This window comes from Marinovum algicola (assembly GCF_900109145.1).
Taxonomy (GTDB): domain Bacteria; phylum Pseudomonadota; class Alphaproteobacteria; order Rhodobacterales; family Rhodobacteraceae; genus Marinovum; species Marinovum algicola.
Genome location: NZ_FNYY01000001.1, coordinates 37,101 through 50,744, shown reverse-complemented (window position 1 = coordinate 50,744; position 13,644 = coordinate 37,101). Strand labels below are relative to the sequence as shown.

Below are 13,644 nucleotides of genomic sequence, written 5' to 3'. Positions count from 1 at the left end.
TTGTAAGGAAGCCTCGCTCCCCAACGGCCCAAGTGTGGGCGGATTTCCGCAGAAACGTCAAGCCTAGCATGTGACAAATTGCCCGCAGAACTGGCACATTTCCGGCACTGACGCCGGGTCACTGATCCTCCGACAAGCGCCAGACCTCTGCCGCGTGCAAAAAAGCGGCCCGCTTCAAAGCGGTTTGATTCTGTGCCTCTTCGTCCTCGCCCCATTGCTCTTCCTGCCAGGTCTCATCGATCCGCGACAGCTCCCAGAGCGCCTGTGGTTCGTTTTGCCCCCGAGCCACCGCCAGGCCGATCACCAGCGAGCCCGAGAGCGACACCAGATCATGCAGCGCCGCGAGCTGAAACCGCGTGCAGGCATGGACGGCGCGGCGCAGCGGCACCAGCGCCGCCGCGTCCTGCGACAGGTGCATCACGCCCGAGGTGACGGCCAGCCGCGCGCCAAAGGTCTCGTCCGCCCAGTCCAGCAGCGGATCCCACCCGGCGTTCTGCCGCTGGCGCAGCGCCTCCGGCGCTTCGGCGCGGTAGCACAACAGGTCGGTGCCGCCATAATCGGCGATCATGTCCGCCACTTCCGCCTGCTGGACCGAGACCTTGTCGATGGCGGCATTGGCGGTCCGGGTAAACGGCATTCGGGTCGGATCGATTTGCTCGTCCACCGCCTCCCACTCGGCCCGCACCGCCTCGGCAAAACCTTCGCTCGGCAGCACCAGCGGCGCCTTGGCCGGGGTCTTGACCGGCCGGGTGTCGAGATAGACGCCGTAGCCGCCGGCCTCTGGCCGGATCTCGGCCGTCTTCCAGAACCGTTTCGCTTTCCACGCGCTCATGCGCCCTGCCCCCATCTTTCCCCGAGCACCTCCGGCAGCGCCGCCATCTCGTTCAGGATGATATCCGCCGAGGTCAGCGCGCTGACCGGGTGATAGCCATAGCTCATGCCGATGGCAAAGATCCCCGCCGCGCGCGCCATATCCATGTCGAAACTCGTGTCGCCCACCATCACAGCATCAGCCTTGTCCACCCCGGTCTCGGCCAGCGCCGCCTCGAGCATCGCCGGATGCGGCTTGGAGGGGTGAAAATCCGAGACCTGCTGGGTGACAAAACGCCCGGTCAGCCCCTGCGCCTCGAGCAGCGCGGTCAGGCCGCGCCGCGATTTGCCGGTGGCGATGCCCAGAAGCCAGTCCTCCTGCCGGGCCAGCCGATCGAGCACCTCGGCCACGCCGGGATACAACGGCCCGCTGTGGCCGGCCTGGCGTGCGCCCACATAGGCGTCCTTGTAGTGGGCGACCAGCGCCTGATGGGTTTCGCCGGGCAACCCGGGCGCCAGCCGCGCCATCGCCACCTCGAGCGAGAGACCGACAATCGAGAGAATGTCGGCCCGGGCCGGCGGCGCCATCTCCAGCGCGCCAAAAGCCGCGTGCATGGCGCCGACGATATCGCCCTGGCTGTCCACCAGCGTACCGTCGACATCAAAGATCACCAGCCGCAAACGGCTCATTGCAGCGCCTCGAAAGGGTCGTCGTCGGCGAGATCCTCGGTCCAGCCGAAGGTTTCGAAGGTATGGGCGAAATGCTCGGGCAGCGGTGCCGTTATGGTAATCGGCTTGCGCGTCTTGGGGTGTTCCAGCCGTATGGTGCGGGCGTGCAGATGCAGCTTGTTCGAGATGATCCCGCCAAGCTTGGCGCCCCAGCCGTCGCCCAGGTTCTCCTGCCCCGAGCCCCCGTATTTGCCGTCGCCGACGATCGGATGGCCGATCTCGGCCATATGCGCGCGCAGCTGGTGGGTGCGGCCGGTGATCGGCTCCATCGCCACCCAGGCGGCGCGACTGGCAACGCGATAGAGCGTGGCATATTGGGTGATCGCGCGTTTTGCGCCCGGCGTGCTGTCGATCTCGCGCGGGTGGACGGCGCGCATCTTTTCGCCTTCGCCATGGGCACCGTGGCCGCCGGCCTTGACCAGCCCGAACTTGATTTCGCCGAGATAGGGCACCGGCACGCCGGCGACCACGGCCCAGTAGATCTTGCGGGTCTCGCGGTGGCGGATCGCGGCGGTCAGCAGGCGCGCCATTTCCTGAGTGCGCGCCAGCAGCAACACGCCCGAGGTGTCCTTGTCGAGCCGATGCACCAGACGGGGCTTTTCGTCATAGCCGAAGCGCAACGCCTCGGCGAGCCCGTCGACATGGCGGGTCTGCTTGCTGCCACCCTGGGTCGGCAGGCCCGGCGGCTTGTTCAAGGCGATGATATGGTCGTCCTTCCAGATCACGCAGGCGCGGATCATTTCGGCATCGGCCTCGGACACGATGTCGCGCTTCGGCGCCGGCTTGGTCAGCTCGGCATCGGGGATCGGCGGAATGCGCACCTCCTGCCCCGCCTCGATCCGGGTCGCGCTCTTGACCCTTCCGCCATCGACCCGAAGCTCGCCCTTGCGGCACATCTTCTCGATGCGGCCCTGGCTGAGATGCGGAAACATCCGCCGCAGCCAGCGGTCGATCCGCTGCCCGCCATCGGCCTCGCCCACGATCTGTTTCTGTACGCCACTCATGCGAAATACCCCCGCGCCGCCATCATTCCGGCAAAAAGCGCCGCAATCGCCACCCCGACCGAGCCCGCAACATATAGCGCCGCCGTCGTCACCTGGCCGCGCTCGAACAGCGCCACCGCATCCAGCGAAAAGGCCGAGAACGTGGTGAACCCGCCCAGCACGCCGGTCATCAGAAACGGCGCGAAGCGGGTCGCATGGTAATGCGCCAGCACCACCACCAGCGCGCCCATCAGGAACGATCCCAGAACGTTTACCAGGAGCGTGACCCAGGGAAAGCCGTGCCCGATGACGCGCACCGCGGCAATCCCGGTGAGATAGCGCGCGCTCGCGCCGATTGCGCCGCCGGCGGCGACCTGGAGAAGGGTTGATGTCATGGCGCGTCTGTCGCGCGGGTGGTGCCACTTGTCAAGCGGCCTCCGGCGCGCGGGCCGGGACGCCGGCGGGGCCGCTAGCCCTCGTCCCGCTTCGATCTCAGCTTGGCGAAATAATCCACCCGTTTCTTCAGCTCGCGCTCGAAGCCGCGTTCCACCGGCAGGTACATCACCGGGCGTTTCATCGTCTCGGGAAAGTAGTTCTGGCCGGAAAACCCGTCTTCGGCATCATGGTCGTAGGCATAGCCGTCGCCGTAGCCCTGCTCTTTCATCAACCGGGTCGGCGCGTTCAGGATGTGTTTCGGCGGCGGCTCCGATCCGGTGCGTTTGGCCTCCTTGCGGGCCGCCTTGTAGGCGACATACGCCGCGTTGGATTTCGGTGCCAGTGCCAGATAGACCAGCGCCTGCGCAATCGCCAGCTCGCCCTCGGGGCTGCCGAGGCGTTCGAAGGTCTCCCAGCTCTGCAAACAGACCGCCTGGGCCTGCGGATCGGCCAGGCCGATATCCTCGACCGCCATGCGGGTGATGCGCCGCGCCAGGTAGCGCGGGTCTTCGCCGCCCTCCAGCATCCGCGCGAACCAGTAGAGCGCCGCATCCGGGTCCGAACCGCGCACCGATTTGTGCAGCGCCGAGATCAGGTTGTAATGCGCGTCCCCCGATTTGTCGTATTGCGCCGCCCGCCGCATCAGCCGCTGCGCCAGCGCCTGCGGATCGAGCTTGCCCGACACCTCCCAGGCCATCACCTGCTCGATCAGGTTCAGGAGTGCCCGGCCATCGCCGTCGGCCATCTCGAGCAGCGCCTCGCGCGCCGGCCCGTCCAGCGGCAGCGGCCGGTCGAGTTCGGTTTCGGCACGCTGCGCCAGCCGCTCGAGATCGGCAAGCTCCAGCCGGGTCAGCACCAGCACCTGCGCCCGGCTCAGAAGCGCGGCGTTGAGCTCGAAAGAGGGGTTCTCGGTGGTCGCGCCCACCAGCAGGATGGTGCCGTCTTCCATATGCGGAAGGAATCCGTCCTGCTGCGCCTTGTTGAAACGGTGGATCTCGTCGACAAAGAGCAGCGTGCCCTGGCCGTTGGCGCGGCGGTGCTTGGCGGCCTCGAAGACCTTGCGCAGCTCCTGCACGCCGGTGAAGATCGCGCTGATCTGGACGAAATGCAGGTCGGTGACATCGGCCAGCAGCCGCGCGATGGTGGTCTTGCCCACCCCGGGCGGCCCCCAGAACACCAGTGAAGACAGCGCACCGGATTTCAGCATCACGCCGAGCGGCGCCTCGGGGCCGAGAACCTGCTCCTGGCCGATCACCTCTTCCAGCCTGGCCGGCCGCAGCCGGTCGGCCAGCGGACGCGGGGCGCTGTCGGGGACCGCATCGGGCGAACTGTCGAAGAGATCCGCCACCCGATCAGACCCGGAACCGCAGCGCCAGGCGGCGATTGCCGCGCTGGACCTGCACCGCGACCCGGCCCGAGGCCTGCCCCAGAAGTCGCGCCGCCTCGGACGGTCGCTCGATGGCATACCGTCCGACAGCCAGCAGGATATCGCCGGCGCGCAGCCCGATGCGCGCGCCCACGGCCCCCGGCTCAAGCACGATCACGCCGCTGGCATTCGCCGCCAGCCCGAGCTCGTCGCGCAGCGCCGGGTTGAGCCGCGCCAGCCGCAGCCCCTCGAACCGATCCTCGCGGCCCAGCACCAGCTCTTCGCGCGGCGGGTCATCGGGCGGTGCGATCAGGGTCACGCGGGCCTCGGCCGGGCGGCCGCCGCGCATGTAATCCACCGTCACCGATGCGCCGATGCCGCGCACCGACATTCGATAGATCATCTCGGCCGGCGTGTTCACCGGCAGGTCATCGACCGCGAGGATCACATCCCCAACCTCGATCCCCGCCACGGCAAAGGGGCTGGCCGCATGCAGTTCCGAGATCACCACGCCGCCCGGCAGCGCCAGGCCGAGGCCATCCGAGAGATCGGCATCCACCGCCTGGCCGTTCATCCCCGCCCAGGGCCGCAGGAAGCGATCCTGGCCGTCGCGGGCCTGGGCCACGAATTGCGCCACCAGCGAGGCGGGAATGGCAAAGCCGATGCCGTTCGATCCGCCCGACCGGGTCAGGATCGAGGTGTTGATGCCGATCAGCCGGCCGCGGGTGTCGATCAGCGCACCGCCGGAATTTCCGGGATTGATCGGCGCGTCGGTCTGGATGAAATAGCCCCGCATATTGCCGGTCGCCACGCCGGATCGCGCCAGTCCCGACACGATGCCCGACGACACCGTCTGCCCCACGCCGAAGGGGTTGCCGATCGCCAGGGTCAATTCACCCACCTCAACGGTATCACTGTCGCGCAGGGGCAGATGCGGCATGTCGCTGGCGCCGTCGAGTTGCAGGATCGCCAGATCGCTCTGTTCGTCGGCCAGCAGCACCGAGGCGGAATATTCGCGACGGTCGTTGAGCACGACGCTGATGTCGGTCGCCTGGCCGATGACGTGGTAATTCGACACCACGATGCCATCGTCCGACAGGATCACCCCGGAGCCCAGCGAGTTCTGCACCCGTGGCTGGCGCTGGCCGAACTCGCGGAAAAATTCGCCAAAGAACGGATCCTCGGCAAAGGGGCTGCGCCGGGTCTCGACCACCCGGCGGGCATAGATATTGACCACAGCGGGAGCGGCCTCGCGGACCAGTGGCGCAAAGCTGAGCGAGATCTCGGCGCGGCTCTCGGGCACGCGGGTCTCGGACAGGGCCGGGCCGGACAGCAAGGCTAGGGCAAGGGCCAGGAACAGTCGCATCTTCCCTCCTTCTCGGGGTTCGGAGCTGATATGCCCGTCTGCCCCGGCTGTTTCAAGCCGCAGCCGGAACCGCGGCGCCGCTGATGCGTTGATCGCCTGAACCGCTGGAAAAAGGAGGCTACCATGGCAGACCGCAAGAGGTCACAGGACGGCGAACGGGAGACAGAGAAATATGTCGACGACGCCGCAACGCCCAGCCAGCAGGGCCGCGCTGACGGCAATCTCGAGCGCAAGGTCGGCACCCGCGACCTGCTCAAACAAGCCGAAAAGGACCGGCCTGGCGTCACCCGCGTGCGGAAAAGCGACAAGTTGGAAAAGGGAGAGGACTGACATGGCGCGGATCAGAAATGGCACCTGGATCGTGGTGACCGACAGCGAGAAGGCGCTCTTCCTGCGCAATCTGACCGATCACGAGGATCCGCACCTCGAAGTGACCGGCAAGGACGAACAGGAAAATCCCTCGGACATCGAGCAATCCGCCAACCGTCCCGGGCGGATGCAGGACACCGGCGTACAGCAGCGTTCGGCGCTGGACGACACCGACTGGCACGAGCTGGCCAAGGAGCGGTTTGCCGCAGATCTGGCCGAAAAGCTCTATCACGAGGCGCATGAGGGCAATTTCGAGCGGCTGATCCTTGTCGCCTCGCCGCAGGTGCTGGGCGATTTGCGCGCCGAACTGCATCAGGAGGTGAGCGACCGGGTGGTTGCCGAGATCCCCAAGACGCTGACCAACCATCCCGTCGGCAAGATCGAAGATCTGGTCAAGAAGGAACTCGACGCCGGCTGAGCGCGTTGACCGGGTACGTAGTGAGTATGGGCCAGTCCGAAGGGGCTGGTCCTTTTCATTGTGCCTACCTGCGACCGCAGGTCACTGGGCACCAACGAATTCATGATTAGATACGTCAGGCCCCTCAGGAGGTTTTCATGTCCCCGCAACCCGAGACACGCGCACTCTACAACGGCGATTGTCCGATCTGCGATGGCAAAATGGGCAGCTATGCCGCCTATTCCCAAGCGCGCGGCCTGCCGATTGCCTTTGACGACCTCAACAGCGGCGATCTCGCCCGCTGGGGTGTCACCGAGGATGCGGCGACGCGGCTGTTGCATGTGCGGCACCGCGGCGAATTGCATCTGGGGTTTGACGCCATGTTGGTGCTCTGGGCTCAAATGCCGCGCTATCGTTGGCTGGCGCGGATTGGGCGGCTGCCGGGGATTTACCAGATTTGCGACCGGGTCTACGCCGATATCATCGCCCGTTGGATTTACGCGCGGCACAGGCGGCGCAAGGCCGCCGGCAAGATCGCGTAACCTTGGCTCACGATCTTGAACCTCGGGGCCTGCCGTCCCGAAGCTGGTCTGACCGCGGCGCGCTGGCCGCCGCGCGGCCATAGCCCGGGCGGCCGGTTGCGCTTTGGGCGACATCGAAATTCCAGATCACGGCAAAATTGGTGATCAGCGCGCCCAGCACCGAAAACAGCAGTTGCGAGGGCGTCAGCACCAGCGCCGAGGCCAGGAAGACCAGCGCATCCACCGCAAGCTGGAACCAGCCGGCCTTGAACCCGGTCTTCTGCTCCAGAAGGATGCCGACGATGGTCATCCCCCCGGCCGAGGCATTGTGGCGAAAGGCCGCGACCAGCCCGACGCCGCTACAGGCACCGCCCAGCAGCGCCGCAATCGGCGGATCGAGGCGGTCAAAGCCCATGGTGCGGCCGAAGACCTCGGACATGAGCGACACCCCGGCCACCACGACCACCGTGCGCAGGGCAAAGTCCGGGCCGCGCTTGACCCAGGCGAGGATCAGGAAGGGAATGCCGATCAGAAAGAACAGCGGGCCGAAACCCAGCGGCAGCACGTAAGACAGCAAGAGCGCGATTCCCGCGGTCTGCCCGGTAACCAGGCCGGCGGATTTCAGAAACACCACGCCGATGCTGATCAGGACGATGCCGAAGGTCAGCCCCTGGAGATCAAACACGGACACTGGCAGTTTCATTGCGATCTCCGAAAGCGGTGCGTCGCCGCAAGACAATCAGTTGCCAGCCCCCTGGCAAAGAAAAACCCCCGCTCGAAAGAACGGGGGTTAGCGATGGGTGAAACCTGGGCGGTTTATTCGTCCGCCGCTTCCATCTCGGCCAGGCGGGCCTTGTCGGCGGCGCCTTTTGCATCGACGTCGCGGTCGACCAGTTCGATGATCGCCATCGGCGCCATGTCACCATAGCGGAAGCCGGCTTTCAGAACGCGGGTGTAGCCGCCCTGACGGTCGGCATAGCGCGGGCCGAGCACTTCGAAGAGCTTGGCGACGTCCTTGTCTTCTTTCAGCGCGGCCGCGGCCTGACGGCGGGCGTGAATATCGCCGCGCTTGCCGAGGGTGATCAGCTTTTCGACAACGCGCTTGAGTTCTTTTGCCTTGGGCAGGGTGGTCTTGATCTGCTCATGTTCGATGAGCGAGCCGGCCATGTTCGACAGGAGCGCCTTGCGGTGCTCGTGGGTGCGGTTCAGGCGGCGGTAACCTTTTGCGTGACGCATGTGTTTGGTCCTTCATGTGCCCTCTACGGGCGGTTTTGCTTTGTCCGGCGGCCCATGCGTGGCGGGCCGCTCTCCTTGGGGCGGGATGCCCGGAAATTGCAAAGGGCCCGAAGGCCCCGTCGCAGCCACCCCGGGACAGGCCCGGAGGGATGCGGGTCTTTAGCCGAAAAGGCCAAGGCGGGCAAGCCCCGGTTTTGGCGCTGCGGCCCTGCCCTGCCTCCCCGCGCCCCGGACTCCGCTCCGGGGCCTCCTGGCGTGCTAGATCGCCTTCTGGTTCACCCGTTGCGACAGGCGCTCGGCGCTTTCCACCCGTTCGCTGTAGCGATCGGTCAGATGCGCCTTGAGATCGCGAGTCAGCAGGGTGAATTTCACCAGCTCCTCCATCACGTCGACGATCCGGTTGTAATAGGCAGAAGGCTTCATCCGCCCGTCGCCGTCGAACTCCAGAAAGGCCTTGGCGACCGAGCTCTGATTCGGGATCGTCAGGCAGCGCATCCAGCGGCCCAGAACGCGCATCTGGTTGACCGCGTTGAAGCTCTGCGACCCGCCCGAAACCTGCATCACCGCCAGCGTCTTGCCCTGGGTCGGCCGCACCGCGCCGAGCGAGAGCGGGATCCAGTCGATCTGGGCCTTCATGATGCCGGTCATGCTGCCGTGGCGCTCGGGCGAACACCAGACCATGCCCTCCGACCAGGTCACCAGATCGCGCAACTCCTGCACTTTGGGATGGTCGGCCTCGGCATCGTCGGGCAATGGCAGGCCGGAGGGATCGAAGACCCGCGTTTCGCAGCCCAGTTGCTGCAAGATGCGTGCGGCTTCCTCATTGGCCAGCCGGGAATAGGACGTCTTGCGCAGCGAACCATGCAACAGCAGGATGCGCGGCTTGTGAGTCGCGCGCAGCGGCGCGCCAAGCGCCGCCAGATCGGGCTGAAGCAGCTTGGTTTCGTCGAGATGCGGATTGTCTGACATGGTGCGGCTCCCTTTCCGGCGGCGAATGCAGAGCGCATCTAGCCGGCCGGCCGCCCGACCGCAAGTCTATTTCATGATTTCTCGAAATATCGAACGCATGGCCGCAAAAGAAAAAGGGCAGGTGCTTGCGCCCTGCCCTCGTTCGATCTCTGGTTCGGAAGCCTCAGAAGGCGTCTTCGAACTTTTTCGCCAGATCCTCGATGTTGTCCGGCGGCCAGTCCTCGACATCCATGCCGAGGTGCAGGCCCATGCCCGACAGCACTTCCTTGATCTCGTTCAGCGACTTGCGGCCAAAGTTCGGCGTGCGCAGCATCTCGGCTTCGGTCTTCTGGATGAGATCGCCAATATACACGATATTGTCGTTCTTCAGGCAGTTGGCCGAGCGCACCGAAAGCTCGAGCTCGTCGACCTTCTTGAGCAGCAGCGGGTTGAACTCGAGACCGTCGTCGTCGTCCTGACGAGTCGCCGATTCCGGCTCGTCGAAGTTGACGAAGATCGACAGCTGGTCTTGCAGGATGCGAGCGGCATAGGCCACGGCGTCCTCGGGGGTGACCGAGCCGTCGGTGTCGATTTTCAGCGTCAGCTTGTCATAATCGAGAACCTGGCCCTCACGGGTCGGTTGCACGTCATAGGACACCCGCTTGACCGGCGAATAGATCGCATCGATCGGGATCAGGCCGATGGGCGCATCCTCGGGCTTGTTCTTGTCAGCCGAGACATAGCCCTTGCCGGTGTTGACGGTCAGTTCCATGTAGACATCCGCGCCCTCGTCGAGGTGGCAGATCACGTGGTCTTTGTTCAGCACCTCGATGCCGGCACTGTCCGAGATGTCGCCGGCGGTGACGACGCCCGGGCCCTTGGCATTGATCGAGAGGCGCTTGGGCCCTTCGACTTCCATGCGCAGCGCGACGCCCTTGAGGTTCAGAACGATATCTGTCACGTCTTCACGCACACCGGCCACCGACGAGAATTCGTGCAGCACGTTGTCGATCTGGACGGAGGTGATGGCGGCGCCTTGCAGCGACGACATCAGCACGCGGCGCAGCGCGTTGCCGAGGGTGAGACCGAAGCCGCGTTCCAGAGGCTCGGCCACGGCGGTGGCCTGACGCGCCGGATCGTTGCCGGGGCGGACCTCCAGCTGTGTCGGCTTGATCAGCTCGGCCCAATTCTTGTGGATCATGCGTCCCTCCATTCCTGCTCTTGCCCCATGTCCGAAAGGCAAAAGCGCCCGAGGTTAAAATGACGGAATGGGGCCGTGCGGATGCCCGGCCCCAAACTGGATTGTTGTAGATCAGACGCGGCGGCGCTTCGGCGGGCGGCAGCCGTTGTGTGCGATCGGGGTCACATCACGGATCGAGGTGATGTTGAAGCCGATGGCGGCCAGCGCGCGGAGCGCCGATTCACGGCCCGAACCGGGGCCCTGAACTTCGACTTCCAGCGTCTTCATGCCGTGGTCCTGTGCCTTCTTGCCTGCGTCTTCCGCAGCCATCTGGGCGGCATAGGGGGTCGATTTCCGCGAGCCCTTGAAGCCCATGGTGCCGGCCGACGACCATGCGATCGCATTGCCCTGCACGTCCGAGATCAGGATCTTGGTGTTGTTGAACGACGAGTTCACATGCGCCACGCCGGTGGCGATGTTCTTGGAGACCTTCTTCTTGCCTCCGCGACGGGTATCACGTGCCATGTTTCCAGACCTCCCTTACTTTTTCTTGCCAGCGATTGCTTTCGCCGGGCCCTTGCGCGTGCGCGCATTGGTGTGGGTCCGCTGACCGCGGACGGGGAGGTTGCGGCGGTGACGCAGGCCACGGTAGCAGCCCAGATCCATCAGACGCTTGATGTTCATCTGCACTTCACGGCGCAGGTCGCCTTCGACGGTGAAGTTGGCGTCGATGTGCTCGCGCACGGCCAGGACTTCCGCGTCGGACAGCTCGTTCACACGACGCGAGGGGTCGATGTTCACGGCTTCGCAGATTTGCTTGGCCGAGGTGTGGCCAATTCCGGTGATGTAAGTCAGGGCGATCGGGACCCGTTTGTGGGTCGGGATGTTAACGCCGGCGATACGTGCCAAGTGTCACTTTCCTTTTGTTGCGGTTCCGTAGTGCCAGAACCTTTTTTCACAACGTAAGCCCGAGGCATGGAGCACCCGGGCCGCAGCTGATTTCGAGGTGGTGGATTCCCTCGCGGGAATCGCTCGCGTGACGCGAGATAGGGCTAACTATGAGCCTGAGGGGGCATCGTCAAGCCCCTGTCAAGGGATTTCGGCAGAACCCGCAGGATGCCGCCGGAAGAGCGGCCTTTCCCGTCGGGCGCCGGGGCGAAAGGCCGGGCGTCGGCCCGGCCGCCTGGCCTTCTAACCGAGCTGGATTTCCAGCTCGTGGCGGACCTCGTCAGGCGTGCCCATGCCATCGATCGGGCGCAGCTTGCCCTTGGCGTAGTAATAGCCGATCAGCGGCGAGGTCTGCTTGTAATACCCCATCAGCCGGGTGCGCAGGCTGTCCTCGTTGTCATCGGCGCGCCGCTTCTGATCGGTCGAGCCGCAGTTGGCGCATTTGCCGCCTTCGGGCCAGGGCTTGGTCTGGTCGTTGTAGACCTCGCCACAGACGCCACAGGTCGAACGTGCGGTGATCCGCGCCACCAGCGCATCGTCATTCACCCGCATCTCGATCACCGCATGCAGCGATTTGCCGTGTTTGGCCAGCAGCGCATCCAGTGCGTCGGCTTGCGCCAAAGTCCGGGGGAAGCCATCGAAGATGAACCCGCAATTGGCATCCTTCTCCAGCTTTTCCTCGATCAGCCCGATCACGATCTCGTCGGTGACCAGCTCGCCGCGCGCCATCACCTCGGCCACGCGGTTGCCCATCTCGGTGCCGCTGTCCTTGGCCTCGCGCAGCATGTCGCCGGTCGACAGTTGGATCATCCGGCGCTCGTCTACCAACTTGCGTGCCTGCGTGCCTTTTCCTGCCCCCGGGGGCCCAAGAAGAATGATGTTCATGCGGGATTATCTCCGAACGGGGCTGCGTTTCTTGCGGGCCTTGCCCTTACCGCGCAGTTGCGATTTCTGGATCAGGCCTTCGTACTGATGGGCCAGAAGATGGCTCTGGGCCTGCTGGATGGTGTCCATGGTCACCGACACGACAATCAGAACCGAGGTGCCGCCGAAATAGAACGGAATGGCCAGCTGGCCGCGCAGGATTTCCGGCAGCAGCATCACCGCCACAAGATAGGCCGAGCCGAGAACCAACACCCGGTTCACCACGTATTCGAGGTATTCCGCCGTTTTCTTGCCGGGCCGGATGCCGGGCACAAAACCGTTCTGGTTTTTCAGGTTGTCGGCCACGTCATCGGGTTTGAACGAGACGTTGAAGGTGTAGAAATACGCGAAGAACACGATCATCAGCGTAAAGAACAGCAGGTAGAGCGGCTGTCCGGGGCCGAAATAGGCCAGGATCGTCGACATCAGCGGGCTGGTCTGGTTGCCGCTGAAGGTAGCGATCGTGGTCGGCAGCAGCAGCAGCGAGGAGGCAAAGATCGCCGGGATCACGCCGGCCGGGTTGACCTTGACCGGCAGATGGCTTTGCTGCGCCTCCGAGATCTTCATGCCCTGCTGGCGGCGGGGATACTGAATGGTGATCTTGCGCAGCGAGCGTTCCATGAAGACCACGAACATGATCACCGCGACCACCATGACCATCACGCCGACGATCACCGCCGGGCTGATCGCGCCGGAGCGGCCCGAGGCAAAGAACTGAGCCAGGGCGGCCGGAACCTCGGCAATGATGCCGACAAAGATGATCAGCGAGATACCGTTGCCGATGCCGCGCGCAGTGATCTGTTCGCCCAGCCACATCAGGAACATCGTGCCGCCAACCAGCGTGATGACGCAGGAGGCGATAAAGAAGCTCTGGTCGATGTCAGCCGAAACAAAATCGTTGGCATATAGCCCGACCGAGAGGCCATACGCCTGGAAGGTGGCGAGCACCACTGTGCCGTAGCGGGTCCACTGGTTGATCTTCTTGCGGCCCTGCTCGCCCTCTTTCTTGAGCTGTTCGAGCGCCGGAACCATCGAAGACAGCAGCTGCACGATGATCGAGGCCGAGATATAGGGCATGATACCAAGGGCAAAGATGCCCATCCGCCCCAGCGCGCCACCAGTGAACATCGAGACCATGCCGCCGATGCCCTGCCCGGCCTGCTCCATGAAATCACGCAGCGCGGCGCCGTCGATCCCGGGAACCGGAATGAAAGTGCCCAGACGGTAGACGATCAGAAGACCGAGGGTGAAGAGGATGCGGTTGCGCAGGTCGGTGGCCTTGCCGAGCGCTGCCCAGCTGGTGTTGGCCGCCATCTGCTCTACTGCTGATACCATGGCTCGTTAATCTCGCTCTATGAAAACGCCGCCCAGAGCCGTTTTCCGGCGGGCGGCGTTTGGAAAACTGTAAGCTATGTAAGCGGCGAGAGCACCG

Annotated in this window: 17 protein-coding genes; 3 read left to right on the top strand and 14 right to left on the bottom strand. The window is 64.7% G+C overall.

Going from position 1 to position 13,644, the window contains the following annotated elements; translation table 11 throughout:
- Positions 1-118: 118 nt before the first annotated feature.
- The 6 genes from BMW90_RS00275 to BMW90_RS00250 all read right to left on the bottom strand — a co-directional run bounded on the left by BMW90_RS00275 (position 119) and on the right by BMW90_RS00250 (position 5,689).
- Positions 119-832, bottom strand: coding sequence for an ATP12 family chaperone protein (locus BMW90_RS00275; protein ID WP_074834243.1), 714 nt, complete (start codon positions 830-832; stop codon positions 119-121).
- The gene (locus tag BMW90_RS00270; RefSeq protein ID WP_048529641.1) at positions 829-1,500 is read right to left on the bottom strand and encodes an HAD-IA family hydrolase; all 672 of its coding nucleotides are present in this window, start codon (positions 1,498-1,500) and stop codon (positions 829-831) included. Before BMW90_RS00270 ends, BMW90_RS00275 begins: the two co-directional genes overlap by 4 nt.
- Positions 1,497-2,543, bottom strand: coding sequence for an RluA family pseudouridine synthase (locus BMW90_RS00265; RefSeq protein WP_074834241.1), 1,047 nt, complete (start codon positions 2,541-2,543; stop codon positions 1,497-1,499). The genes BMW90_RS00270 and BMW90_RS00265 overlap by 4 nt, the downstream gene beginning before the upstream one ends.
- On the bottom strand, positions 2,540-2,917 hold the full coding sequence (gene crcB, locus BMW90_RS00260; protein WP_074834239.1) for a fluoride efflux transporter CrcB: 378 nt from the start codon (positions 2,915-2,917) through the stop codon (positions 2,540-2,542). Before crcB ends, BMW90_RS00265 begins: the two co-directional genes overlap by 4 nt.
- Positions 2,918-2,991: 74 nt before the next feature.
- Positions 2,992-4,305 (bottom strand): replication-associated recombination protein A, encoded by a 1,314-nt coding sequence (locus BMW90_RS00255; protein WP_074834237.1) that lies wholly within the window; start codon positions 4,303-4,305, stop codon positions 2,992-2,994.
- A gap of 4 nt (positions 4,306-4,309) precedes the next feature.
- Positions 4,310-5,689 (bottom strand): trypsin-like peptidase domain-containing protein, encoded by a 1,380-nt coding sequence (locus BMW90_RS00250; RefSeq protein WP_074834236.1) that lies wholly within the window; start codon positions 5,687-5,689, stop codon positions 4,310-4,312.
- A gap of 123 nt (positions 5,690-5,812) precedes the next feature.
- Between BMW90_RS00250 and BMW90_RS00245 the strand changes: the two genes are divergently transcribed.
- From BMW90_RS00245 to BMW90_RS00235, 3 genes are all read left to right on the top strand, one after another.
- Positions 5,813-6,019: a hypothetical protein gene (locus tag BMW90_RS00245; RefSeq protein WP_048529630.1), complete on the top strand. Its 207-nt coding sequence runs from the start codon at positions 5,813-5,815 to the stop codon at positions 6,017-6,019.
- 1 nt (position 6,020) lies between these two features.
- Positions 6,021-6,476, top strand: coding sequence for a host attachment family protein (locus BMW90_RS00240; RefSeq protein WP_048529629.1), 456 nt, complete (start codon positions 6,021-6,023; stop codon positions 6,474-6,476).
- 137 nt (positions 6,477-6,613) lie between these two features.
- Entirely contained in the window at positions 6,614-6,997 is a 384-nt protein-coding gene (locus tag BMW90_RS00235) for a thiol-disulfide oxidoreductase DCC family protein (RefSeq protein ID WP_074834234.1), read from the top strand.
- A 7-nt stretch (positions 6,998-7,004) separates the two neighbouring features.
- Here the strand turns inward: BMW90_RS00235 and BMW90_RS00230 are convergent, their stop codons facing one another.
- From BMW90_RS00230 to secY, 8 genes are all read right to left on the bottom strand, one after another.
- A complete protein-coding gene (locus tag BMW90_RS00230; RefSeq protein WP_074834233.1) occupies positions 7,005-7,679 on the bottom strand; it encodes a YitT family protein in 675 nt (224 codons plus the stop codon).
- Positions 7,680-7,792: 113 nt separating this feature from the next.
- Complete coding sequence (gene rplQ / locus BMW90_RS00225; RefSeq protein ID WP_048529621.1) at positions 7,793-8,212, bottom strand: 50S ribosomal protein L17; 420 nt, start codon at positions 8,210-8,212, stop codon at positions 7,793-7,795.
- A 258-nt stretch (positions 8,213-8,470) separates the two neighbouring features.
- A complete protein-coding gene (arsH, locus tag BMW90_RS00220; protein WP_074834231.1) occupies positions 8,471-9,181 on the bottom strand; it encodes an arsenical resistance protein ArsH in 711 nt (236 codons plus the stop codon).
- A 163-nt stretch (positions 9,182-9,344) separates the two neighbouring features.
- Complete coding sequence (locus BMW90_RS00215; RefSeq protein ID WP_048529616.1) at positions 9,345-10,361, bottom strand: DNA-directed RNA polymerase subunit alpha; 1,017 nt, start codon at positions 10,359-10,361, stop codon at positions 9,345-9,347.
- A 111-nt stretch (positions 10,362-10,472) separates the two neighbouring features.
- The gene (rpsK, locus tag BMW90_RS00210) at positions 10,473-10,865 is read right to left on the bottom strand and encodes a 30S ribosomal protein S11 (protein ID WP_048529615.1); all 393 of its coding nucleotides are present in this window, start codon (positions 10,863-10,865) and stop codon (positions 10,473-10,475) included.
- 15 nt (positions 10,866-10,880) lie between these two features.
- On the bottom strand, positions 10,881-11,249 hold the full coding sequence (gene rpsM / locus BMW90_RS00205) for a 30S ribosomal protein S13 (protein WP_048529614.1): 369 nt from the start codon (positions 11,247-11,249) through the stop codon (positions 10,881-10,883).
- Between the two features lie 282 nt (positions 11,250-11,531).
- Positions 11,532-12,173 (bottom strand): adenylate kinase, encoded by a 642-nt coding sequence (locus tag BMW90_RS00200; protein WP_074834230.1) that lies wholly within the window; start codon positions 12,171-12,173, stop codon positions 11,532-11,534.
- A 6-nt stretch (positions 12,174-12,179) separates the two neighbouring features.
- Entirely contained in the window at positions 12,180-13,547 is a 1,368-nt protein-coding gene (gene secY / locus BMW90_RS00195; protein ID WP_074834228.1) for a preprotein translocase subunit SecY, read from the bottom strand.
- Positions 13,548-13,644 lie beyond the last annotated feature (97 nt).

Bases quoted from the DNA above. Each gene is read 5' to 3' on its own strand.
- BMW90_RS00275 (WP_074834243.1), bottom strand. From the start codon at position 832: ATGAGCGCGTGGAAAGCGAAACGGTTCTGGAAGACGGCCGAGATCCGG.
- BMW90_RS00270 (WP_048529641.1), bottom strand. From the start codon at position 1,500: ATGAGCCGTTTGCGGCTGGTGATCTTTGATGTCGACGGTACGCTGGTG.
- BMW90_RS00265 (WP_074834241.1), bottom strand. From the start codon at position 2,543: ATGAGTGGCGTACAGAAACAGATCGTGGGCGAGGCCGATGGCGGGCAG.
- crcB (WP_074834239.1), bottom strand. From the start codon at position 2,917: ATGACATCAACCCTTCTCCAGGTCGCCGCCGGCGGCGCAATCGGCGCG.
- BMW90_RS00250 (WP_074834236.1), bottom strand. From the start codon at position 5,689: ATGCGACTGTTCCTGGCCCTTGCCCTAGCCTTGCTGTCCGGCCCGGCC.
- BMW90_RS00245 (WP_048529630.1), top strand. From the start codon at position 5,813: ATGGCAGACCGCAAGAGGTCACAGGACGGCGAACGGGAGACAGAGAAA.
- BMW90_RS00240 (WP_048529629.1), top strand. From the start codon at position 6,021: ATGGCGCGGATCAGAAATGGCACCTGGATCGTGGTGACCGACAGCGAG.
- BMW90_RS00235 (WP_074834234.1), top strand. From the start codon at position 6,614: ATGTCCCCGCAACCCGAGACACGCGCACTCTACAACGGCGATTGTCCG.
- BMW90_RS00230 (WP_074834233.1), bottom strand. From the start codon at position 7,679: ATGAAACTGCCAGTGTCCGTGTTTGATCTCCAGGGGCTGACCTTCGGC.
- rplQ (WP_048529621.1), bottom strand. From the start codon at position 8,212: ATGCGTCACGCAAAAGGTTACCGCCGCCTGAACCGCACCCACGAGCAC.
- arsH (WP_074834231.1), bottom strand. From the start codon at position 9,181: ATGTCAGACAATCCGCATCTCGACGAAACCAAGCTGCTTCAGCCCGAT.
- BMW90_RS00215 (WP_048529616.1), bottom strand. From the start codon at position 10,361: ATGATCCACAAGAATTGGGCCGAGCTGATCAAGCCGACACAGCTGGAG.
- rpsK (WP_048529615.1), bottom strand. From the start codon at position 10,865: ATGGCACGTGATACCCGTCGCGGAGGCAAGAAGAAGGTCTCCAAGAAC.
- BMW90_RS00200 (WP_074834230.1), bottom strand. From the start codon at position 12,173: ATGAACATCATTCTTCTTGGGCCCCCGGGGGCAGGAAAAGGCACGCAG.
- secY (WP_074834228.1), bottom strand. From the start codon at position 13,547: ATGGTATCAGCAGTAGAGCAGATGGCGGCCAACACCAGCTGGGCAGCG.